Below are 24,359 nucleotides of genomic sequence, written 5' to 3' on the forward strand. Positions count from 1 at the left end.
TTGAAAGAGGCTATTATTTAATATAATAGCCTCTTTTGCCTTTTAGTGTGCTTGCAGCCAGTTCTCTCCGACTCCAATTTCTACATCTAGAGGAACACTTATTTTAAAGGCTTGTTCCATTTCATCTTTAATCAATATTTTCATTTCTTCAAGCTCTTCATTAAATACATCAAAGACCAATTCATCATGTACCTGAAGTAACATTTTAGTCTTGTATTTACCTGCTTTTAGTTTTTTGTGAATATTGATCATTGCAATTTTTATAATATCTGCAGCACTTCCTTGAATTGGAGCATTAACGGCATTTCTCTCTGCCGCTCCTCTTACAACAGCGTTCTGAGAATTGATATCTTTTAAGTAACGTCTTCTGCCAAGTACGGTTTGCACGTACCCATGTTCTCTAGCAAATTCCACTTGAGATTGTATATAATCTCTAAGTTTAGGATACGTTGCATAATAGGTGTCTATTAATTCTTTAGATTCTGCTCTGGAAAGATCTGTTTGATTGCTCAACCCAAAGGCAGAAACTCCATACACAATTCCAAAATTCACCGTTTTAGCATTGCTACGTTGTTCTCTAGTAACCTCTTCCAAAGGCACATTGAAAACTTTTGCTGCGGTGGAGGAATGAATATCTTCACCATTTTTAAAAGCTTCCATCATATTTTCCTCTTCGCTTAAGGCTGCAATTATTCTCAATTCAATCTGAGAATAATCGGCAGCAAGCAGGGTGTAATTTTCATCTCTAGCAATAAATGCTTTTCTAACTTGTCTTCCACGTTCTGTTCTAATTGGAATATTTTGAAGGTTTGGATTGTTAGAACTCAATCTTCCCGTGGCAGCCACAGTTTGCATATAATCTGTATGCACTCTCCCTGTAGTTTTTTCTATCTGATTTGGAAGTGCATCTATATAGGTGTTCTTTAACTTTACCAAACCTCTATAATCCAACACACTTTGAATTATTTTATGTTCACTTGCCAGATAAGATAAAACATCCTCACTTGTAGAGTATTGTCCAGTTTTGGTCTTCTTCGGTTTTTTAACTAGTTCTAATTTTTCAAATAATATAATACCCAACTGTTTGGGAGATGCGATATTAAACTCTTCTCCAGCTTCAGTATAAATATGAGCTTCTAATTTTGAAATATCATTTTCAAGTTCTTCAGATAAAGATTTTAAAAAATCTTCATCCAGTTTAATCCCCTCCAATTCCATATCTGCCAATACGCGCACTAACGGAATTTCAATATCATTAAAAAGTTTATCTGTCTTTGCTTCTTTTAGTTCAGGATCAAATTGTTGTTTTAGCTGAAGGGTAATATCTGCATCTTCTACAGCATATTCGGTTTGTTTCTCTAGCGAAACATCTCTCATATTTCCCTGATTCTTGCCTTTTTTACCAATAAGATCTGTTATTGGTTGGGGAGTATAATTAAGATAGGTCTCAGCTAAGACATCCATATTATGCCTCATATCTGGGTTAATCAAATAATGAGCTATCATAGTGTCGAAAAGTGCACCTTTTATATCGATGTTATATTTAGCAAGAACTTTGATGTCATATTTTAAATTCTGACCGATCTTTTCAATAGCTTCATCTTCAAAGAACGGACGTAAAATCTCAATTAATTCTTGAGCTTCGGAATCATCTTCCGGGAAAGGCAGATAAAAACCTTTTCCAGCTTCCCAAGAAAAAGCGATTCCTACCAATTTAGCTTCCAACGGATTCAAACTGGTAGTTTCGGTATCAAAACAAACGCTCTTCTGCTTGCTAAGATTCTTTAGGAATAAATTTATAGCCATTTCTGAAGAAAGACTTTGATACACATGAGATGTATCTTTTAGATTTTGCCTGCTAGAGGTCGCTTCAATTTTTTCGGTATCTCCACCAAATAAAGAGAACTGCCCTGCACCAGCGGTTTGGTTTGGAGCTGTATTAGATTTTGATCCTGAAATAGGAGTAGGGTTTGATTGATCTTCTCCTGAAAATAATTTTATGAACTGATCTTTTAATCTTCTAAATTCTAATTCTTCAAATAACTGCTGAACTTTATCTGAATCTGGATGAGAAAGTTCGTAATCTTTTGCATCAAATTTCACATCGATATCGGTCATGATCGTTGCTAGTCTCTTGGAAAGAATTCCAAGTTCAGCATTTTCCTCGATCTTCTCCTTCATCTTTCCTTTCAGCTTATGGGTATTTGCTAAAAGCTCTTCCATGCTTCCAAATTCTTTCAGGAATTTTTTGGCAGTTTTTTCTCCAACTCCCGGAAGTCCCGGAATATTGTCGGATGCATCTCCCATCATCCCCAAGAAGTCTATAACCTGCTCCGGTCTCTCAACTCCAAATTTTTCCTGAACTTCCGGAATACCAAGAATCTCGATTCCATTACCCATTCTTGCAGGGCGGTACATAAAGATATTTTCTGAAACTAATTGAGCAAAATCCTTATCTGGAGTTACCATAAAAGTTTGGTAACCTTCTTTTTCAGCTTGTTTTGCCAAAGTACCAATAACATCATCTGCTTCGCATCCCGGTAAAACTACCACGGGAATATGCATGGCGCGTAAAATATCTTGAATATAAGGTATTGCAATTTTTATAGGTTCTGGGGTGGCATCTCTATTCGCCTTATAGTCGGCATATAATTCTGTTCTCTCTGCGCTTCCATCTTTATCAAAACAAACCGCTAAATGATCTGGTTTTTCTCTTCTAATCACATCGAATAAAGAGTTTGTAAAACCCATTATTGCGGAAGTATCTAGACCTTTGGAATTGATTCTGGGATTTTTGATAAAGGCATAATATCCTCTAAATATTAATGCATAAGCATCTAAAAGAAATAAACGTTTTTGTTGTGACATATAGGAAAATTATAAGTCTATAAAACTACAAAAGTTATAGCTACATGTAAAACACATGTTGTAATTTTAAATAAATGAATTCGGAAGCTTAAAATAACCCGAGTGATTTGAAAATAACTAAACAACTACTATTGATGCAGAAAATAGCCATAGCCATACATGGTGGTGCAGGAACCTTGATAAAAGGAAAAATGACTCCTGAAAAGGAGAAGGAATATAAAAAAGTATTGCGAGAGGCTATGGAAACCGGCTATCAAATTCTAGAAGAAGGTAAAGATGCAGTGGAGGCGGTAGAGAAAACTATTATGGTTTTAGAGAATTCTCATTTATTTAATGCGGGGAAAGGGAGCGTTTTTACTGCAAGTGAAACTCATGAAATGGATGCTGCAATTATGAATGGGAAAACTTTAAATGCAGGCGCCGTAACTTTAATTACGGGTATTAAAAACCCGATTTCACTGGCTAGAGATGTAATGGATACTAGCGAACATGTTTTTATGGCCGGGGAAGGAGCAATGGAATTCGCGAAATCTTTGAATTATACATTGGAAGAGCCTTCCTATTTCTACGATGAATTTAGACATGAGCAATGGTTGGAGATCAAAGATTCAGATTCTTTTCAATTAGATCATTCTACTAAAAAAGATTCCAAATTTGGAACTGTTGGAGCAGTTGCTTGCGATAAAAACGGAAACATAGCTGCAGGAACTTCAACTGGAGGAATGACGAATAAAAAGTTTGGGCGCATAGGAGATAGTCCTATAATAGGAGCAGGAAATTATGCCAATAATAGCACTTGTGCGGTTTCATGTACCGGAAGCGGTGAGTTTTTTATAAAAGGAGTTGTGGCTTACGATGTTTCTTGCTTAATGGAATACAAAGGCTTGTCTCTTAAAGATGCTGCAGATGAAGTTATTTTAAACCGCATCTTAAAAATTGGAGGCGATGGCGGATTGATTGCCGTTGATGCCAAAGGCAATATCGCCATGCCTTTTAATACAGAAGGAATGTATAGAGGTTGTAAAAATTCTGAAGGTTTGGATGAAATTCTGATATATGATGTTTAAACCCAAAGAATCCTATAACATATGATCTGGATTGGTTAAAACCTTAATGGTTCTTTTATCTATGTCAAACCTATCACCCGCAGAAAGAACGTGGGTAATTAAATGCGTCATAGTTAAAGGAGTGCCTTTCTTTAAAATGTCATAATTATTATGAGTAAGTTTTCCGGGATCAAAAATAATAACCATTCCTGAACCAATAATTTCACAATCATTTCCGTTTTTTATTACGAGTCCGGTGTCTTCTGCTAATCCGAAGCCAATTCGGTCATAATATCTTGCAACAGCTTCAGATAAACGTCCAAAACGACCTCGTTGAATAAAATGGGTATCTATAATAAGCTCAGGAATCAAGGACATTCCTTCTTGAAATTTGGTGGCTGCTTTTATAAAAGATTCTTTACTGCTTCCGCCTGTGATCATTTCCATAGACATACACATGGCACCAGCACTGGTTCCGGCAACAACTATATTTTCATTTTTATAACGCTCCATCAAGATCTTATGGAACTGGGTATTTTTAATTCTCGAAGTAATTTTAGATTGATTTCCGCCAGAAAACAAGATGCAATCTGCATTTTTCAATAGGTCTAAATTTTCAGGAAGATCTGCTTCTTCTTTAGATGCTATAAATAAAGTAACTACATGTTTACATTCTAATAGACTAAATGCATCAATATAGTTTTTTCCAACTACCTCTGGAATTCCTGAAGCCGTTGTAATTACTAATATTCTTGAATTTTTACCTCCGCTTTCTTCAACAACTCTGAACAAAATTCCTTGGCTTATGTAATCTAATCGAAATCTGTCTGCTTTATGAAACCCTTTATCTTCATTTCCGCCAATAGGAATTAAAGTTCCTTTTATCATAATTAAAAATTAAATTATGGGGTAAAAATAGTTTAATATTTCACCAAGACATAAATTAACATCATAATTCCAGCTTTTCTTATACAAGGAAAAATTTATAAATAGAAAATTATGAAAATCAGAGAAATACATGCCCTTAGAGGCCCTAATTATTGGTCTATAAAAAGGCATAAATTAATAGTCATGGTTTTGGATTTGGAAGAGATGGAAAAGCGACCATCTGACAAAATTGATGGTTTTTCTGAAAGAATAGAAAACATGTTTCCGGGCATGTATGAACATAGATGTTCTGAAGGTGTAGCTGGCGGATTTTTCTCAAGGGTGAAAGCAGGAACTTGGATGGGGCATATTATCGAACATATTGCTTTAGAAATTCAAACTTTGGCCGGAATGGATGTTGGGTTTGGTAGAACCAGAGGTTACGGGGAAGATGGAGTATATAATGTGGTGTTCGATTATATGGAAGAAGAGGTGGGTATATATGCAGCTAATGCTTCTGTAAAGATTTGTATGGCTTTGGTAAACAGCGAAACTTACGATCTTGCTGTTGATATCCAAGAAATGAAGGAAATTAGGGAGAGTGTAAGACTAGGCCCAAGCACTGGGGCTATTGTTGCAGAAGCAGAGAGTAGAGGGATTCCTTGGATTCGATTAAATAAGCACTCCTTAGTCCAACTTGGATACGGCTCGAATCAAAAAAGAATACAAGCTACAGTAACTTGCCATACCAGTAATATAGGTGTGGAGATTGCTTGTGATAAAGTTGAAACCAAATATTTATTAGAACAAGCAGAGATTCCTGTTTCAAAAGGTAAAATTTTGAGAGACGAAATTAACCTGCAAGAAGTGGTGAGTGAACTTGAATTTCCTTTGGTTACGAAGCCAGTAAATGGGAACCACGGTCGCGGGGTGACCATAAACATCAATACTTTTAAAGAGGCGTTGTTAGGATTTAATATTGCCAAAAAAATATCATCTTCGGTTTTAATAGAAAAGCAGATCATAGGTGATGATTATCGTCTATTGGTTATTAATCATAAATTGGTAGCAGCTTCCAGGCGTACTCCTGCTCATGTGGTTGGAAATGGAAAAAGTACGATTAGGGAGTTAATCAAAGAAGTAAATAAAGACCCAAGGCGGGGTTATGGTCATGAAAAAATGTTGACCTTGATCACTATAGATAATGTAACCAAAGGAATTATTGCTACAGAGGGTTACACACTGAAATCTGTTTTGAAAAAAGGTGAAAAATTAATTCTGAAAGATACTGCCAATTTGAGTACCGGTGGTACTGCAGAAGATGTTACCGATGTGGTACATCCGGCCAATCTCTTTATGGCAGAACGCATTTCAAAAATAATCGATCTTGATATTTGCGGAATTGATGTTATTACTACAGATATTAGTAAGCCACTATCTGAAACCGGAGGAGCTGTAATTGAAGTAAATGCTGCTCCTGGTTTTCGAATGCACTTGGCGCCTACCAAAGGTTTGCCTCGCAACGTTGCAGCTCCAGTGATAGATGAACTTTTCCCTCATGGAGCCACTGGTAAAGTGCCTATAATTGCCATTACTGGTACCAATGGTAAAACAACCACTACAAGGTTGATAGCACATTTGGCTAAACAAAATGGGTATAAAGTTGGATATACTACAAGTGATGGAGTTTATATTCAGAATAGATTATTAATGAAGGGTGATTGTACAGGGCCTAACAGTGCAGAATTTGTATTGAAAGATCCTACCATCGATTTTGCTGTTTTGGAATGTGCTAGAGGAGGAATTTTACGTTCCGGGTTAGGATTTCATAATTGCGATATTGGTATAGTTACTAATGTTTCTGAAGATCATTTAGGCCTTAAAGGAATTCACACTATTCAGCAATTAGCAGAAGTAAAAGGAATTATTCCTGAAAGTGTTGTTCCAAATGGATATGCAATTCTTAATGCAGATGATGATTTAGTATATAAAATGCGTAAAAAAGCGATCTCTAACATTGCTCTCTTTTCTATGGATGAGAATAGCACTAGGATAAAAGCTATGCAAAAGAAAAATGGCCTTTCTGCCATTTATGAAAATGGATACATTACCATTTGTAAAGGAGAATGGAAATTGCGAATTATGAAAGCGGTTAATATTCCATTAACTTTTGGTGGCAAGGCAGAATTTATGATCCAGAATATACTTCCTGCAGTTTTAGCGGCCTACTTAAGAGGCGTTACTATAGAAGATATTAAAATTGGACTTCAAACCTTCAATCCTTCACCTGCACAGACACCGGGTAGGCTGAACTTATTTCAATTTAAAAATTTCCAAGTTTTGTTAGATTATGCACACAATCCGGCAGGAATGAAAGCTTTACAGAATTTTATAGGAAAAATTGATTGTACGGTTAAAGTTGGAATTATAGCGGGAGTGGGAGATAGAAAAGAAGAAGATACCAAACTATTGGGAAGTATTGCTGCAGAAATGTTTGATGAAATTATTATTCGTCAGGATAAAAATCTAAGAGGAAGAAGTGAGAAGGAATTAATTGATATGCTTACTGCAGGGATCAATCAAACAAACCCAGATAAAAAAACTACCGTCATTCCTAATGAAAAGGAAGCAGTTACTTATGCTATTAAACATGCCAGAAAAGGTTCGCTCATTATAATTTGTAGCGATGTGATAACAGAAGTTTTAGCACTTATTCAGACAATGCAAGAACAAGAGGCAAATGGAACGTTAGATTTATAACCTATCCTATTCTTTTAATATCTTAAAAATTATAGCTGCTAAGAATGTTCTCATTCTTATCAGCTTGATATTTTACGTAACTAAAGCCTTTCTGAATGCAGTGAGAGCCAATTTCACCTTTTTTATTGATGGCTATAAAAGCTGCCTGAAATTCTTTATAAGTATTCGGGTTTGCTTTTATGATCCTATTAATTGCTTCCTCACAGGCTTCTTGAGGCGATTTTCCTTGTCGCATCAATTCCACTATCAAAAAGCTTCCAACACTTTTCATAATAGCTTCACCCATCCCGGTAGCTACTGCTCCACCAATTTCATTATCTAAAAATAATCCGGAACCAATAATAGGTGAATCTCCAACGCGTCCATTTATTTTATAAGAAAGTCCGCTACTGGTGCAGGCTCCTGCTAGATCCCCATTTTTATCGATGCATAACATTCCAATGGTATCGTGATTTTCAATATTGATTATCGGTTTGTATTCTTTCTTTTTTAACCATTCCTGATAATCGGCTTTAGAACCCTCTGTAAATAATTCTTCTTTTTCAAAACCTTGCTGTATGGCAAAAAGATCTGCACCTTCTCCTGCTAGCATTACATGCGGAGTTTCCTCCATTACTTTTCGTGCTACAGAGGCAGCTTTAGAGGTATGTTTTAAATAAACAACAGCACCGGCATTTCCCGAAGGAGACATAATGCATGCATCTAAAGTTACATTTCCATCTCTGTCTGGCGCTCCCCCTTTCCCCACGGTGGTGTTTCTAATATCTGCTTCTTCAACCATGACTCCTTGCTCCACAGCATCTAGCGCATTTGCGCCTTGACTCAACAATTCACCGGCTCTTTTACTGGCGTTAGGGAAATTCCATGTAGCAATGGTTATAGGAAATTTGTTCATTTGTATTTGGTTATAATTTGGCAATGGAGAAGCATTAATAACGGTTGATGAAAATACAATTCCTATTCCGGTAAGTGTAGATCTTTCAATAAACTTTCTTCTTTTCATCTTGGATAAGATATGAAATTTAATTAAATCATATTTAAGTCTTAGTTGTAGTTATTCAATCTATATTTAGATCTTTTAAGCTTTTAGATGAAATTGTTTTTAAGTCGCACTCTATAATTAAACAATTAATTCAACTAAAATAAGTATAAGTTTTAACTTCACTTTTCAAACTCAATTAATATATGTTCGCAAGTGAAACCTGGTCTTTATATGTAACACTTTTACTCGTATTTTATTCATTAGTTATCATATTTTTTGTAGTTCGCGGAATGCGAAAGACTAAGAATATAGATGATTTTGCCATTGGTAGTAACGGTTTCCCAGCTTGGGCAGTAGGACTATCTTTAGCCGCTTCTATGACGAGTGCGGCGACGTTTATAATCAATCCGGGGTTTATAGCACTTTATGGTTTTGCAGGAATTATCTCTTTTGGAGTAGTTATGCCAATTGCCATTTTTGCATCGCTTATATTTTTTACCAAGGCATTCCAAAAACATGGGTCTACAGTAAAAGCGCTTACTATGGCGCAATGGATCGGGAAGCGATATGATAGTAAAGGACTCACCATTTTCTTTGCATTTCTTTCTCTTTTGCTGATCACTTTTATAGTGCTAATTTGTGTGGGACTTACGCAGATTATTTCAAAATCTTTGAATTTGGAACCCTTCTATGTCTTGCTGGGATTGGTGATTTTCGTGTTTGGATATATGATGTTTGGTGGCGCAAATTCTATGGTATATACCAATACTATTCAGGCCGTATTAATGTTTATTGTGGCGCTTATTTTGATTTTATCTGGAGTAGAATATTTTAATCATGGAATTGAAGGCTTTATAAATACTTTAAAAGATATTGATCCACAATTGGTAAAAACCACCAACGAAAAGAGTTTTCTTTTTAGAGATTACTTTGAAATTATAGCTTGCCAGATAGTAATTGGAATTGCAATTGTTTGTCAGCCTCATATTATTACAAAATCACTGTTTTTAAAAGATGCAAAGTCTGTAAATAAATACCTCTTTGTGGCAATTAGCTGTATGACGGTTTTCTTTCTGGTAGTATTTGTTGGGCTTTATGCTCGTATCACTTTTCCAGATCTCGCAATAGAAGGAGTTCCGCTTAAGATGGATGAGTTGGTTTCGGCCTATGTGGTCAAGACTTTTTCTGCCGGGGTGGGTGTTTTAATTGTTGCCGGGTTGATTTCTGCAGGACTTTCTACTTTGGAAGGTTTAATTCAGTCGCTTTCTACTACTATAAGTACCGATTTGATTACACCGTTATTTCCTTCTGTGAAAAAGATAAGTTCTGTTGCGCTTAATAAAATCGTGATCATCTTATTAGCAATTGTGAGTTTTTGGTTGAGTTATGATCAGATCATAAACCCAAACGTAAGTGTGGCTATTTTTGCCCAAAATGGGGTTTATGCCTATTTCGCTGCTGCCTTTGTGCCTGTGTTATTCGGAATTTATTTTAAAAAGGTAAGCAAGAATGCTGTGTTTATTGCAAGTTTTTCTGCCGTAGCGCTTCACTTTATAATTTACTACGGAAGGATCACTTCATATATGCAGGAACCTGTTAATAATCCTGGAGTTTCTGCAGCTATAGCTATAGTTGCATCTTTTATTATTGGTAATTTGCTATATTTATTCAGTAAAAAGAAAGTATGAACTATCTGGATTGGATATCAAAATGGTCATCTTACACTCCCGATAAAAAGGCGGTAAGATCTTTAGATACCGGTCGCATTTATACTTATAAGCAGTTAGACGATACTTCCAGAAAAATTGGAAACTTCTTGCTGAATAGGTTTCAGCTAAAAAAAGGAGATAGAATAGCTGTTGTTGCTAAACATTCTCCTGAATATTTGATGCTATTTATAGCCGCTCAAAGGTTGGGAATTATCTTAGTGCCTTTAAATTTTAGAGCTACAAGTTACGAGTTAAAACATTGTATTACTGATGTGATCCCAACTTTGGTATTGGCAGAAGGTTCCAGTTTTGAATTATTAGAAGAAGAATTAAAAAGCTATAGCAGTGCAAGCTTAACGTTATTTTTATCATTTTTTACTGAAGCAGAAAAATTAGACTTGCCAGAAGTTCTTAATAAGTTTACTATTGAAGTAGATCAGCCAATATTTATTTTTTATACTTCGGGAACCACTGGAAAACCTAAAGGAGTAATTTATACCAATAGAATGATGTTCTGGAATAGTTTGAACACTTCGGTACAATTGGAGATTACTTCTGCAGATCACACCTTAAATGTATTGCCGCCTTTTCATACTTCGGGATGGAATGTGCTTTTATTACCCATGTTACATCGCGGTGCTCGAGTAGATTTCTTAAAAAGATTCAAGCCTAAAAGAGTACTCAATTATATTGAAGAAGAACCTATTTCTCTATTTTTAGCGGTACCAACCATGTTGCGTATGATGGTTAAGAATAAAGCGTTTTCCACCTTTAAGGCAGATGTTTTAAAATATATAGTAGTAGGTGGAGAGCCACTTTCTATTAAACTGATTGATGCTTGGGCAGAAAAGGGAATTTTTTTAAGTCAGGGTTATGGATTAACAGAAGCTGGCCCGTGCATTACTTCTTTGCATCATCACGATGCCTTATGGAAAAAGGGTTCTATTGGAAAACCTAATTTTTATGTAGATATGAAAATCGTTAATACTAGCGGGGAAGAAGTCGCAAACTATGAATATGGCGAGATCTGTTTAAAAGGAAATATAGTTACTCCCGGGTATTGGAACAACTCCTCTTATTCCTTTAATAAGATCAAAGAAGAATGGTTATACACTGGTGATATTGCAAAGATTGATGAAGACGGATTTATCTACATCGTTGGGAGAAAAAATCAGTTATTCATTTCCGGAGGAGAAAATATTCATCCTTCAGAAATTGAACAAGTGCTTTATAAAAACAATCTGGTAAAAGAAGCTGCTGTAATAGGAATTGAAGATGAGAATTGGGGAGAAATTGGCGTTGCTTTTATTGTTTTAAACGACGATGATGATCTAAAAGCAGACGATATTTTGAACCACCTAAAAAAGTATTTGGCGAGTTATAAAATCCCGAAAGACATTATTTGCTTAGATTCTCTGCCGAAATCCGGAATCGGTAAAATTGATAGAGTAAAATTAAAAGACTTATATAAAATTATAAATCATGAGAAAAGGAACGTTGTTTAGCTTAATGCTTCTATTTTTTATAAATGCAGTTGCCCAAAACACAATTAGTGAGACCCTAACCTATACCAACCCAGTGGATTCAGTTTTAATAAATAACGAGAAGATCGCTTTTCAGGACACGGGTTCTGGAGCTACAACTTTACTTTTTATTCATGGACTTTCCAGTTATATGGAGGCTTGGAATAAGAATATTTCTTCTTTAAAAGAAGATTATAGATGTATTGCTATAGATCTTCCAGGCTATGGAAAATCTTCAAAGAACAGGTTGGATTATACGCTTGCTGAATATGCAGATTTTATCAATCAATTTATAAAGGAAAAAGAATTGAAGAATGTGGTCTTGGTAGGTCATTCTATGGGTGGCCAAATTGCTATGACGAGTGTTTTAAAAGCTCCTGAAAATTTTCAGAAATTAATTTTAATAGCTCCGGCGGGGATAGAAACTTTTGCTGAAGAAGAAGGCAAGATCATGAAGATGTCTTATACAGCATCAATGGTAGAGAATGCTTCAGAAGAGCAAATAAGAAACAATTTCAAACTTAATTTTTACGAATTTCCGGAAGATGCAGAATTTATGGTAGAAGACAGAATTGCAATGAAAAACGCTTCAGATTTTCCAGATTATTCGAAGATGATCGTAAATAATATTCATGCCATGTTAGAGGAGCCGGTGATTGATAAATTGCCTGAAATTAAAATTCCGGTGCTTATGATCTACGGAGCCAACGATGCTTTAATTCCTAATAAATATTTTCATCCAACTCAAGATTTAGAATTTTTGGCTACTAAAGCCAAGGAAAAAATGCCTCAGTTACAAGTTAAGATCATAGATAAAGCAGGTCATTTTGTAAATTTTGAAAAATCGAATTTGGTGAATAATGAAATAGAATCATTTTTAAAACATTAATGAAATCTAAACTTAAAATATTCAATGATTTTTCTGAAGGAATTCTTCCTCATGAAGCTTCATTTTTATTGAAAGAAAATAAAATTAGAGACCTAGAAAAGGAGTCGATCTTAAAGAAGGTTTGCATTAATGCCGAGAAATTTTATACTTCGGAAGAATTTGATGAAGCTATAGACAAAAGAAAATACGCCTATATAAAAAAATGGATCTGTAATAAGCTGGAACAAGCAGATGTAGATGCGCATTTGGAATACCTTTCTCAAACAGAAAAGCAGATCTTTACAGATACCATTTCTCCTCAGCAAGAGCAGGAATTATTGAGTTTGATCTCCAATTATAATAATACCTCTTTTTACTTTCAGAAGTTTTATGAGCTAGTAAAAGAATTTCAGGATTATCTGCTTATTAGATTTAGATATCAGGATTGCGAGCAAACAGATCTATTTTTGAAAGAGAATAAAGAATACTATTTAAATGCGGTGGCTGTAAAGGAGCAACTTTTCTACGCAACCAAAGATCTTACTCATGAATATACCAGCGGAACCTTAATTACCAAACATTGGGAAGAGAAGCTACTAAGTTATTTATATAGCGATGTTCTAGATGGTAAGAATAAGTATAATGCTTTTATAAGGTTGGTGTTTCTGTATTTTAACTATAAAGAATATGAAAAGGCAACCAAGGTCTTCGATTATATGGACAGTTGCTTTGCAGAAGGGAAAATGTACGCCAAACGAGTGCTCTTTAATTATTATGCCAACCGAGTGATCCTTCACTCTAATTTAGACGATCTGGACAAAGCAGAATATTATGCACACCTTTCTTTAAAACAAGAAAATTCTGACAAGCTATTCTATTTAAATAATCTTATTGCTATCCTTCTTAAAAAGGAAAAGAATAAACAGGCATTAGATGTAATGACTTCCAATTACGAGCTGTTTAAAAGATCTAACAATCATCATCAAAAATTAGGTTTTGCTACTCATTATGTGCGAACTTTAATTAGAAACAAACGAGTAAAGATCGCTCAATCTTTTGCTGAAAATTTTCTTTTCAATAATAAACAATTTGTGTTTGAACATAGGTGGAGACATTTCTTTTCTAATTATTTAATGCTGCTTACCACTTTAGAAAAACATGAAGAGGTGCTTAAAACGGTAAAGAAATACAATCTGTTGGAACGCGAAGAGGAAGCGATGATGAGGGAAGATTTTATACCTAAGATTCACTGGTATTTCCATCTAGCTATGTATATGAATGGTTTTATTTCTGAAGATAAACTGAAATTAGAATTACTAAATTCTGCGGGTAGTTCAAATGGTTTCAATAAAAAGGGAATGGCAGATCTAAATTTATTTATTGAAAGACTTTCATTTACACTTCCAGAATTGTTTCTGCAGGTTAAGTCACAACTTAATGCTACTGTAGGTAAAGCACGCTAATAGTGATTTTAGGTAATTATTTGAATCTTATTTGCTTTAGGTCACACTTTTATAATATCTCAACTTCCTGTTAAAGGCATATCAACTTGTTAAATTGGTCTTAAATAACTAAACAATCAATTTATGAAGATCAAAATCTTGATGCTTGTAAGCATCTTTTTCAGCATTGCTTCATTCGCCCAAAAGGGGAGTATAAGCGGAACTGTGGTGGACGCTACATCACAAGAACCACTAATGGGAACCAATATCGTTGTTAGAGGAACTAACACCGGAGTTTCTGCAGATGAGAACGGAAATTTTAAATTAGATAACCTAGACCCAAAAACATACACTATAGATGTATTTTTTATGGGCTATGAAAGTATAACCAAAGAAGTAAGCGTTACCGCAGGGCAAGATGTAAAGCTAGATATAAGTTTGAATCTATCTTCTTCTGTAATGGATGAGGTAGTACTTTCTGCTTCTCGTAGACCTCAAAAAGTAACGAGAGCTCCTGCTACCATTGCAATTATTGGTTCTAAAGAAATTGCAAGCTATGCCGGTAATCCAGGGGAATTGGCTGCAAGACAAAAAGGAGTAGACTTTGTAAGAAGTGGAGTTCAGGGAACCGGGATCAATATTCGTGGTTTTAACTCTGCTTTTAACTCTAAGAATTTACAAGTTGAAGATGGAAGAATTTCAACTCTGGTAGCAACAGGGTTACCATTAGGTACTTTTACTACGATCACCAAAGATGATATTGAAAGAGTTGAAATTATATTAGGACCAAATGCTGCCTTATATGGGCCTAATGCTCATAATGGGTTGGTTGCTACAATTACGAAAGATCCTCGAACTTCAGAAGGTACAGATATTGCCGTAGCTGCAGGAAATCAAGAGGTTTTTAGTGCAAGATTGCGTCATGCCATGAAATTGTCTGATAAATTTGCTTTTAAAGTTTGGGGAGAACACACTCAGGGTAAAGAGTTTGACTATGTAGATTCTGTATATGTAGGAACTACAGCTTATCCAGAATTAGAATTAGATAGAAAATTCTCTACCACAAAATATGGAGGAGCTGCATATTATTCTCTTTCGCCTAAAACAGATATCATAGCATCTTACGGGCATAGTAACAACAGTAACTTAGGTGTAACTAATGCAGGAAGAAATCAGATCACAGACTGGGCTATAGATTATGCTCAGGCAAAACTTATCTCTCCACATTTCTACGCTAACATTTATCATACATGGAGTAAGACCGAAGATACATATGCTATCAACCAGCGCACTCAAAACTATGTGTCTTTTATAAATAATGGTTTTACAGAGCAAGAAGCTTTAGCTCGCTCTTACACAGAACAATGGTTTCCGATAGAAGGTCTTCCAGATGGTGGAATTAGTTTGCCTAGAGGAAGTGTTTTTAAAGATAACTCTAGAAGATTTAATGCGGAAGCTCAATATAACAATGAAATTGGTGACTTTAAATATGTATTAGGAGCACAATTTCAAGAAGATCGTGCAGATTCTAAGAATACTTATCTATTAGATTCAGATGGACCAATAGTTATAGACCAGACCGGAGTTTATGGGCAGGTTGAATATACCTTTGAAGAAGCAGCTGTAGATTTATTATTTGTAGGAAGATATGACGATCATGAGTTATACGGAGGAAACTTTATTCCGAAAGCCGCAATTGTAAAGAATTTTGATTTTGGTAGTTTTAGATTGACTTATGGAAAAGGGATCGCTGCCCCTTCAATTCTTAACTTAAGCGGTAATCTTTTTGGTGGATTGGTACTTGGAAATGGAGAAGGATTTACGCTTCAAGATGGAACTATAATAGATCCATTAAAGGTAGAGACCATCAAATCTTATGAAATTGGGTATAAAGGGAAAATAGCTGGAGATAAGTTGTTCTTAGATGTAAATGCTTATTATAATATGTCTGAAGATTTCTTGAGTCCATTAATAAATATTACAGCAACATCACCAGTAACGCAAAGAGGGAATACGCCAATAGGAGAAGTAATTCCTGGTTCTACAGGAGCTGTAGTTCTTACCTATATAAATTTTGGATCTGTTGATACTTACGGGGCAGACTTTGGATTGAACTATTACCTAAATGATAAGAATAGATTTTCTTTCAATTATTCATTCTTCGATTTTAGTTTAGATACAGATGATCTTGCCAATGATGCTAATAAAGATGGAGTAGTAACTACCACAGATCTACCAATAAATACACCTAAGAATAAATTTGGTCTAGGATACTATTATACTTCTCCAAAGTTCTATGGTTCTATATATGCTAGATATGTACAGGAATATGACTTTTTCTCTGGAATAAACATCGCCGCTAAAACACAAGATCTTAATGGAGATGGAACTAATGATGTAATTGAAAATGCTAGAAATGGTAGAACCTGGAACTATGGTCCTTTAGGTGGATTTGTAAATTTTGACCTAAATGTTGGATATAACATTACAGAAAACTTAGCTATAGGAGCAAGTATTACCAACGTACTTAATTCTGAAGTTAGAGAATTTGTAGCATCTCCAGAAATAGGTAGATTATTTCAGGTAGAATTAAAGTATCATTTACCTATTGAAGCTTTAAGAAAATAAAGCAAAAGGATAGTAGATGATCCATCAAAGAAAATTAAACAATAATGTTAATATAGAATATCTAGATCAGGGAGAAGGAGAAGTTGTGCTTCTTCTCCATGGCTTAGGTTCTACCAAAGCAGACTGGGATCTTCAGATCGAGACGCTTACTAATAACTTTAGAGTTATAGCGCCAGATTTTAGAGGTCATGGTAATTCATCAAAACCCTTATTAAAAGCGGAGTATGGAGTGAAGCTTTGTGCAGAAGATATGATGTTATTGTTAGATGAGATAAATGTTACTCGTTGCTCTGTAATTGGATTTTCCATGGGAGGCGCCGTAGCATTTGAAATGGCTGTTAGATATCCATCACTATTTAAGAAGATGGTAATTGTAAACACGGCACCAGATTTTAATAATCTTGGAGCGTTTGGAGATCAAATGATTCAGGAAAGAACTCAACTTTTAAGAACCAAAGGCATGGAAGCTATGGCTAAAAAGGTTTCTGTAGGAATGTTTCCCGATAAGGGGCAAGAACAACTTCAGCAGGCATTTTTTGATAGAGCCAGTAAGAATCAATTAGAACCCTATTTTAATTCTTTTACAAGTTTAATGAATTGGGGATTGGGAGCTAAAATAGAACAAATAGCAATACCTAGTTTGGTAATTGCATCAGAATTTGATTATACCCCAATTGCCTCCAAAGAAAATTACGTGGCTAAAATGCAGAATTCTAAGTTGCATGTAATAAAAGCATCCAGACATGGAGTTACCATGGATCAACCAGATGAATTTAATAGAGTGATATTAAAATTTCTTAAAAGTGAATAGAACAGCATTAATTACAGGAAGTACCAGTGGTATAGGCCATGCAATAGCTCTAGGATTTGCAGAGGCGGGCTATAATATTATGTTTCATGGTTTAGAAAAAGATGGAGCTAAAATAGCTGCTGAGGTAGGAGAGAAGTTTGGTGTTAATACAGCCTTTTCTAATGCCAATTTCACCAAGCCTGAAGAAATTGAAGCACTCGTAAATAAAGCGGAGGAGCTTTTTAAAAGTATAGATGTTTTAATTAACAATGCAGGGATTCAATATGTGGCACCTGTAGAACAATTTCCATTAGATAAATGGAATGCTATTATAGCTATAAATCTTACTTCAGCTTTTATTGCCTCTAAGGCGGTTTGGAAGATCATGAAAAAGCAAGATTTTGGAAGAATTATAAATATCTCATCGGTTCATGGTTTAAGGGCTTCAGAATATAAAGCTGCTTATGTTTCAGCAAAACATGGGGTTATAGGACTTACCAAAGTATTAGGTTTAGAAGGGGCAGGACATAATATTACCTGTAATGCTATCTGCCCAGGCTATGTGAAAACACCTTTGGTAGAAGGACAGATTAAAGATCAGGCTAAAGCCCATAAACTTTCTGAAGATGAGGTAGTATCCCAGATCATGTTAAAGAAGCAGGCAGTTAAAGAATTTATACCAATAGAAAAGATTTCTGAATTAGCCCTTTATCTAGCTATGGATAATTCTTCAGCAATAACAGGATCTGCCTTTACACTAGATGGAGGATGGTCTGCACAATAATTATTTGTTAAGTGTTTATTAGAAAGAAGCAGGCTTTTGTAAGCCTGCTTTTTATTTGGAGACAACTATATAGAATAATGGCTAATTAGAACATTAGTTAAAGAAACTAAAAATTAAAGATTTAAGTTTTGATTACCAGTATATTCGTGAAAAATTTGAGAATTCATGCGTTGGATTATATTTATTATTTTTTACATTCTTGTAGATCTTTATGCTTATCAGGCAATAAGAGCCATTACTAAAAATAACATAGTTAGTCTGGCTTATATTATAATTTCTCTGTTGGTTCTAGGGAATTTTATCTATCAGTTTGTACAGCCAAATCCTAGTGGTGGTTTTACCGGGGGTAGGGGTTACGCCTTGGGGGTAGTTCTTGCGTTTATGGCAGGAAAACTTATTCTTACCATCTTTATGTTTGGGGAAGATCTAGTGAGGATCTTTATGGCATCATACAGTAAACTTTCAGGATCATCTTCTTCCTCTTTTGAATTGCCGGAAAGACGCAAGTTCTTAGGTCAGATAGCCCTTGGTATAGCTGCAATACCTTTCTTGTCTTTGCTCTACGGAATGTACTGGGGTAAGTACAATTATAAAGTACTTAAATATGTGCTTTACTTTGATGATCTGCCTAGTGCTTTTGATGGTTATCGAATAACACAAATTAGCGATGTTCACAGTGGTAGTTTTGATAATCATGAGAAGATCAAATATGGAGTAGATCTTATAAATGAGCAAGAAAGTGATATCGTTCTTTTTACAGGAGACCTAGTGAATAATAAGGCAGAGGAAATGGATACGTGGAAATCTACTTTTGCTCAGATCTCTGCTAAAGATGGCGTATTCTCTGTTTTAGGGAACCATGATTATGGAGATTATGTTCAATGGGAGTCTGATGCTGCCAGAATAGCTAATATTGAGGATCTTAAGGCGGTCCATGCAGACATGGGATGGGACCTTTTACTTAACGAGCATAGATTTTTAGAGAGAAATGGAGAGCGAATAGCTTTAGTAGGTGTAGAAAATTGGGGCGCAGGAGGATTTAAGAAAAAAGGAGATCTCGATCTTGCTGGTAAAGATGTGGCAAAAGAAGATTTTAAAGTATTAATGAGCCATGATCCATCTTATTGGCAAGAGAAAATAAAATCAGACCCTAATCATTATCATCTAACTCTTAGTGGCCATACTCATGGGATGCAATTTGGTATAGAAATACCGGGATGGTTTAAATGGAGTCCTGTATCTTACAGATATGAGAATTGGGCCGGTATTTACGAGGAGTTTGGTAGATATATTAACGTGAACAGAGGGTTTGGTTACCTGGCTTATCCAGGGCGTGTAGGAATTTGGCCGGAAGTAAGTGTTATTGAACTTCGCAAAGGCTCAAAACCCGCATAATTCAAAGAAATTAGTATATTTGATATTATTTTGAATAGTGATATCAAAAATCAACAAACTCAGTTTTTAGTGTATGTCAAAATTTGGTGAATTAATAGATTTAAACATTCCGGTGCTTTTAGATTTTTATACCGAATGGAATGAAGCTTCCAATCTTATGCACCCTGTGCTTAGAGATGTAGCTGCGGCTTTGGGTGATAAAGCCAAGATCATTAAAATTGATGTAGATAAAAATAGTCAATTAGCAGAAGCACTTCGCGTTCAAGGTTTACCAACACTCATGATCTATAAGAATGGTGAGATGAAATGGCGCCAAAGTGGAGAGCAAGATGCCAATACGCTTATAAGTATTTTAAAAGAACACCTTTAGATCTTTTTAAAAGTATAGCCTTTATAATTATAATATTCTAACACCTTTGGTAACGTATGCTTTAGGTGTTTTTTTGCTTTTTCACTATCGTGAAATACCACAATGCTCCCGGACGTGCAATTCTCAACAACATTTTTAAAGCATTGTTTTGACGAGATAGACTGGTCAAAATCTCCACTTATAGTCTCCCACATTACGATCTTATAATTAAGCCTTTTAAGCTTTTTAAGCTGAGATATGCTGGCTTTGCCATAAGGAGGTCTAAATAGTTTTTTGTCTGCCTGGAGTGCTGTTTGTTTAGTAACAGCCTCATTTGCTAAGGCTACATCTGCTAGATAGGATGCTGTTGAGGTTTTCCAGCCATTTAGATGATGGTAAGTGTGGTTACCAATACTATGGCCTTCAGAAATGATCTGCTTAAAGATCTCTGGGAATTTATAGATGTTATCTCCAACGCAAAAGAAGGTTGCTTTAGCTTTATATTGAGCTAGAAGTTCCAAAACCCAGGGAGTGATGGTGGGATGTGGGCCATCATCAAAGGTGAGATAGAGATCTTTTTCTTTTCTAGAAAAATTCCACATTAGAGAAGGATAAATCAACTTCCCTAATGTGGATATTTTTTTTAAATAAGCCATATTCTTAGACTATTGCGGTACGCTATCTAAAGAGTCTAACTGTTGGGTTCTTTTGAATTCATTTATAAGATCTTGCTCTGTAGGAGAATCTTGTGTTTGTTCTGGCTCCGGAGAATTATCATAAAATTGTGGAAATAATTTTAAGTAATTATTGAACTCCTCTGCTTTCTCTCGTGCAAATTCTCTTTCTCCGCTTAGCACTATCACATCTACCAAAGATCTATATCTTTCCATAGAAGTGATAATGTCATCTGCATAGCGATATTGTCTCTCGTGATCCCATCCGCTATAATACTTTAAGTCTTCTTGATATTTACTCGATACTTTTTCAAAAAGTTGCTTTGCTTTCTCGGTCTCTCCAACTTCAAAATAACCTCTTATATAAGGTTCTAATAAAGTATAATATCCATAGTAATCTACCGGCATATTTTCCATGGCCAGGTCTAAAATATTCTTGGCACGTTCTTTATCTCCTTCTCTTAATAGCGCTTCTACCAATCTTGCAAGGTTACTTCTATAAGTAATAGAGTTCTTTCTAGTTTCAGGATCTTGATAAATGTTTGGATCTCCCATATTACCCCAATCCCAATTCTTAACAAGATCGTACATCTTATCTGTATTAATTCTACCCATATTATATGGATTTCTTGGATCTAATGGGGTTTGAATTGGTACTAGTTTATAAGCTACACCGTCTAATTGTAGAAAATCTTTCATCCATAGATAATCATCATCTCCAAAGCTACCACCGGTAAAATAAATAGGGCGCTCCCAGTTGTTATTGGCTATGATATCTAACATTAGTAAGCGATTCTTATAAACCACATTTCCATCTAACTTTATAAAGATATTGTCTACAATCTCATCTGCGCTCTTAGCCTCTACGATCTTATTTTTTAGAACAGAGGATTTGTCTACTCCAATTCGAATAGATTTAGTAGGGAATGTATTTACAGTTTGCCCACTTTGTAACTCTCCTTTGGTTCCTGGGTTATCGCTAGCAATCCAGTTCATCCAGTTCTTTATGTCCATAGTATCTTGAGTTACCGGCTGGAAGATCACAAAATCATTTGTTCCGGCACGGTACTGACTATGTTCTAGCTGAGATGGAATAGGTTCACTCTCCCAAGCCTTTCTCTTCATTTGGTCTATGTACCAGTCTGTAGCAAATAGACTGGTATTTACAATACGAACATCTGTTCTGTACCCTTCAATTTGTTGTACATACCAAAGTGCAAACGTATCATTATCTCCAATGGTAAATAGAATGGCATTCTCGTCTAACGAGTCTAGATACATTTTGGCCATTGCTAAAGCGGTATACCTGTCTGACCTGTCATGATCATTCCAGTTTTGAGAAGCCATAATAGTAGGAACGGCTAATAATGTTGCCGCTATAACTATGGGAGCAGCAAGCTTCGGCTTTAAATAATCTTTAAGGAGATCGAACAGCGCGTAAACTCCAATTCCTATCCACATAGCGAAAACGTAAAATGAACCTACCAGAGCGTAATCTCTTTCACGAGGTTCAAAAGGTCTTTCATTTAAGTAGATCTTTAAGGCTATTCCTGTAAATAAAAAGAACACCATTAAAACCCAAAATCCTTTTTTATCCTTTTTGAAGTGAAAGAATAAACCTATTAATCCTAATATTAGTGGTAAAAAGTAGTACGTATTTCTAGCTTTATTATTCTTCACATCTGAAGGAAGATTGTCTTGTGAGCCTAAATGCCACTCATCTATAAAATCGATTCCGCTTAACCAATTTCCATTTAGATCTGTATACTGGCCTTGAATATCATTTTGTCTGCCAACAAAATTCCACATAAAGTATCTCCAGTACATATACCCCATCTGAAATTCAAAGAGGTAACTCATATTAGATCCAAAAGATGGTTTTTCTACATTTAGATATTGTCCGAATTGCGATAAAAAACTATTATAATCATCGTTATCTAGTTTTCCAATAGCATAACTCTGCTTGAACTCTGCAACAGCCGTTTGTAGTTGTTGCTGATCTTGATATTCAGGCTTAATAGTAAAATCTATAGGTCCTGTAAACTGCATATAATTAACAGCATGTTCAGAGCTCCACATTCTAGGTAATACGGTCTTATGGTTATCGTCTAGATTTTGCTTAGCATTCTTATAATCATTTACTATTATGTATTTTCCAGCCTTTTCATCGCGTTCGTAATTTGGCTTTTCATCTGAATATGGATTTTCTGGATCCAGCCCGCTATACATTTCTGTAAATTGAGGTCCGTAGAAAAGATGAGTTTCTCCGTATTGTTCTCTGTTATAATAAGCAAGTAATTCACGAGCATTATTTGGGCTGTTCTCGTTAATGACAGTATTAGAATTAGATCTAATAGGTAACATGGTCCAACTTGAAAAACCTATTAATATGAAAAGAATGCAAAGGAAAAGGGTGTTTAACTGAAAATATTGTTTTTTTCGAGTATAATTAATTCCGAAATAGAATGCTGCAACAATTATCAGAAAAGCGATCACTGTACCAGTATTAAATGGTAAACCTATACTATTGGTAAAAAAGATTTCTGAAGAAGCAAAGAACGTTAGCGTATAAGGTAAAAGCAGTTTAAAGATGAACATCAAAACAGCAACAACTGCGATGTTTGCGATAATAAAATTTTTGATAGTTACCTTAGAATAATTTTTAAAGAAATATAAAAATCCAATTGCCGGAATTGTAAGTAGTCCTAAGAAGTGAACTCCAAATGAAAGTCCAACAACAAAGGAGATTAATATTAGCCATCTATTTCCACGGGGTTTAAACATATCTCGTTCCCAAAGAAGCCCTAGATAGAATAGCAAAGCCATAATTCCTGCTGCCATGGCATAAACTTCTGCTTCTACCGCATTAAACCAAAAACTATCGGTAAAGGTGAAGGCTAATGAACCTACAAGCGCACTTCCTAGAATGGCTATTTTACTGCCTGAAGTCTGAATTTTAAGAGGTCCAGCAACTTTGAAAAGGATTAGTACTATAGACCAGAACATGAACATGATGGCAAAAGCACTGGCCAGACCAGACATACAGTTAACCATTAAGGCTACATTTTTACTATCTGAAGCGAAAACGGAAGCTACAGCACCCATCATTTGATATAGAGGTGCTCCCGGTGGGTGGCCAACTTCTAAATGTGCGGATGTTGCAATGTACTCTCCTGCATCCCAAAAACTTGCGGTAGGTTCTACCGTAGACCAGTAGGTAATAAGTGCAATTACAAATACTAACCATCCTAGTATCTTGTTCCACTTACTAAAGTTGAATTCTGTCATTTGTTATTCTAATTGTATCTTAAGTGGCGAATTTAAGAATAATTACACGAATGATTTTATAACGAAGTTGAAATCAATAAATTTTTTAGAGCCTGATAATTAGGGGTTAAAAAAATAGTCGAAAAAAAAATTCAAAAAAGTTTAAAAAATGTTTGTGTAAAATAAGATTTGTTCTAAATTTGCATCGGCAATAAAACGCTGGCCCATGGTGTAACTGGCAACACGTCTGTTTTTGGTACAGAAGAGTCTAGGTTCGAGCCCTAGTGGGCCAACAAAATGTCAAGACCCAAACAGAAATGTTTGGGTCTTTTTTTATGCTTTATTTTCACTTTAAAATTGATGGTAATCTACACGTTGTTAGGCGTTAATCATCCTTTAAATTTCAA

The 24,359-nt window shown here is 35.3% G+C and carries 16 protein-coding genes and 1 tRNA gene; 12 read left to right on the forward strand and 5 right to left on the reverse strand.

Annotated elements, in window-relative coordinates:
- Nucleotides 1-42 precede the first annotated feature (42 nt).
- The gene (gene polA, locus P163_RS05275) at nt 43-2,868 is read right to left on the reverse strand and encodes a DNA polymerase I (protein ID WP_034888421.1); all 2,826 of its coding nucleotides are present in this window, start codon (nt 2,866-2,868) and stop codon (nt 43-45) included.
- 134 nt (nt 2,869-3,002) lie between these two features.
- On the opposite strand from polA, the gene P163_RS05280 reads away from it, so the two are divergent.
- Nucleotides 3,003-3,935 carry an isoaspartyl peptidase/L-asparaginase family protein gene (locus P163_RS05280; RefSeq protein ID WP_034888423.1) on the forward strand — a complete coding sequence of 311 codons (933 nt, stop codon included), beginning with the start codon at nt 3,003-3,005 and terminating at the stop codon, nt 3,933-3,935.
- Nucleotides 3,936-3,947: 12 nt separating this feature from the next.
- Here the strand turns inward: P163_RS05280 and P163_RS05285 are convergent, their stop codons facing one another.
- On the reverse strand, nt 3,948-4,802 hold the full coding sequence (locus P163_RS05285; RefSeq protein WP_034888425.1) for a cyanophycinase: 855 nt from the start codon (nt 4,800-4,802) through the stop codon (nt 3,948-3,950).
- A gap of 111 nt (nt 4,803-4,913) precedes the next feature.
- Between P163_RS05285 and cphA the strand changes: the two genes are divergently transcribed.
- The gene (gene cphA, locus P163_RS05290; RefSeq protein WP_034888427.1) at nt 4,914-7,541 is read left to right on the forward strand and encodes a cyanophycin synthetase; all 2,628 of its coding nucleotides are present in this window, start codon (nt 4,914-4,916) and stop codon (nt 7,539-7,541) included.
- Nucleotides 7,542-7,563: 22 nt separating this feature from the next.
- Here the strand turns inward: cphA and P163_RS05295 are convergent, their stop codons facing one another.
- Nucleotides 7,564-8,544: an isoaspartyl peptidase/L-asparaginase family protein gene (locus tag P163_RS05295; RefSeq protein WP_034888429.1), complete on the reverse strand. Its 981-nt coding sequence runs from the start codon at nt 8,542-8,544 to the stop codon at nt 7,564-7,566.
- 182 nt (nt 8,545-8,726) lie between these two features.
- Between P163_RS05295 and P163_RS05300 the strand changes: the two genes are divergently transcribed.
- The 9 genes from P163_RS05300 (at nt 8,727) to P163_RS05340 (ending at nt 20,032) form a co-directional block, all read left to right on the forward strand.
- Nucleotides 8,727-10,211: a sodium/pantothenate symporter gene (locus tag P163_RS05300; protein WP_034888431.1), complete on the forward strand. Its 1,485-nt coding sequence runs from the start codon at nt 8,727-8,729 to the stop codon at nt 10,209-10,211.
- On the forward strand, nt 10,208-11,737 hold the full coding sequence (locus tag P163_RS05305) for a class I adenylate-forming enzyme family protein (protein ID WP_034888433.1): 1,530 nt from the start codon (nt 10,208-10,210) through the stop codon (nt 11,735-11,737). Before P163_RS05300 ends, P163_RS05305 begins: the two co-directional genes overlap by 4 nt.
- Complete coding sequence (locus P163_RS05310) at nt 11,715-12,644, forward strand: alpha/beta fold hydrolase (RefSeq protein ID WP_051931155.1); 930 nt, start codon at nt 11,715-11,717, stop codon at nt 12,642-12,644. Before P163_RS05305 ends, P163_RS05310 begins: the two co-directional genes overlap by 23 nt.
- Nucleotides 12,644-14,086 (forward strand): hypothetical protein, encoded by a 1,443-nt coding sequence (locus tag P163_RS05315; RefSeq protein ID WP_034888435.1) that lies wholly within the window; start codon nt 12,644-12,646, stop codon nt 14,084-14,086. The genes P163_RS05310 and P163_RS05315 overlap by 1 nt, the downstream gene beginning before the upstream one ends.
- 123 nt (nt 14,087-14,209) lie before the next feature.
- A complete protein-coding gene (locus P163_RS05320) occupies nt 14,210-16,693 on the forward strand; it encodes a TonB-dependent receptor (RefSeq protein WP_034888437.1) in 2,484 nt (827 codons plus the stop codon).
- Nucleotides 16,694-16,709: 16 nt separating this feature from the next.
- On the forward strand, nt 16,710-17,504 hold the full coding sequence (locus P163_RS05325) for an alpha/beta fold hydrolase (RefSeq protein ID WP_034888439.1): 795 nt from the start codon (nt 16,710-16,712) through the stop codon (nt 17,502-17,504).
- Nucleotides 17,497-18,267, forward strand: coding sequence for a 3-hydroxybutyrate dehydrogenase (locus tag P163_RS05330; RefSeq protein WP_034888441.1), 771 nt, complete (start codon nt 17,497-17,499; stop codon nt 18,265-18,267). Before P163_RS05325 ends, P163_RS05330 begins: the two co-directional genes overlap by 8 nt.
- 165 nt (nt 18,268-18,432) lie before the next feature.
- Nucleotides 18,433-19,662, forward strand: coding sequence for a metallophosphoesterase (locus P163_RS05335; RefSeq protein WP_034888443.1), 1,230 nt, complete (start codon nt 18,433-18,435; stop codon nt 19,660-19,662).
- A 73-nt stretch (nt 19,663-19,735) separates the two neighbouring features.
- Nucleotides 19,736-20,032, forward strand: a complete 297-nt coding sequence (locus P163_RS05340) for a thioredoxin family protein (protein WP_034888445.1) — start codon at nt 19,736-19,738, stop codon at nt 20,030-20,032.
- On the opposite strand, the gene P163_RS05345 is transcribed toward P163_RS05340, so the two are convergent.
- Both P163_RS05345 and P163_RS05350 read right to left on the reverse strand, forming a co-directional pair.
- Entirely contained in the window at nt 20,029-20,667 is a 639-nt protein-coding gene (locus tag P163_RS05345; protein WP_034888453.1) for a polysaccharide deacetylase family protein, read from the reverse strand. The two genes, P163_RS05340 and P163_RS05345, sit on opposite strands and share 4 nt — an antisense overlap.
- A gap of 9 nt (nt 20,668-20,676) precedes the next feature.
- Nucleotides 20,677-23,973 carry a protein O-mannosyl-transferase family gene (locus P163_RS05350; protein WP_034888455.1) on the reverse strand — a complete coding sequence of 1,099 codons (3,297 nt, stop codon included), beginning with the start codon at nt 23,971-23,973 and terminating at the stop codon, nt 20,677-20,679.
- Between the two features lie 199 nt (nt 23,974-24,172).
- Between P163_RS05350 and P163_RS05355 the strand changes: the two genes are divergently transcribed.
- Nucleotides 24,173-24,245: transfer RNA gene (locus tag P163_RS05355), tRNA-Gln, on the forward strand.
- The last annotated feature ends 114 nt before the right edge of the window (nt 24,246-24,359 follow it).

The sequence above is a fragment of the Gillisia sp. Hel_I_29 genome, from assembly GCF_000744275.1.
Classification (GTDB): Bacteria; Bacteroidota; Bacteroidia; order Flavobacteriales; family Flavobacteriaceae; genus Gillisia.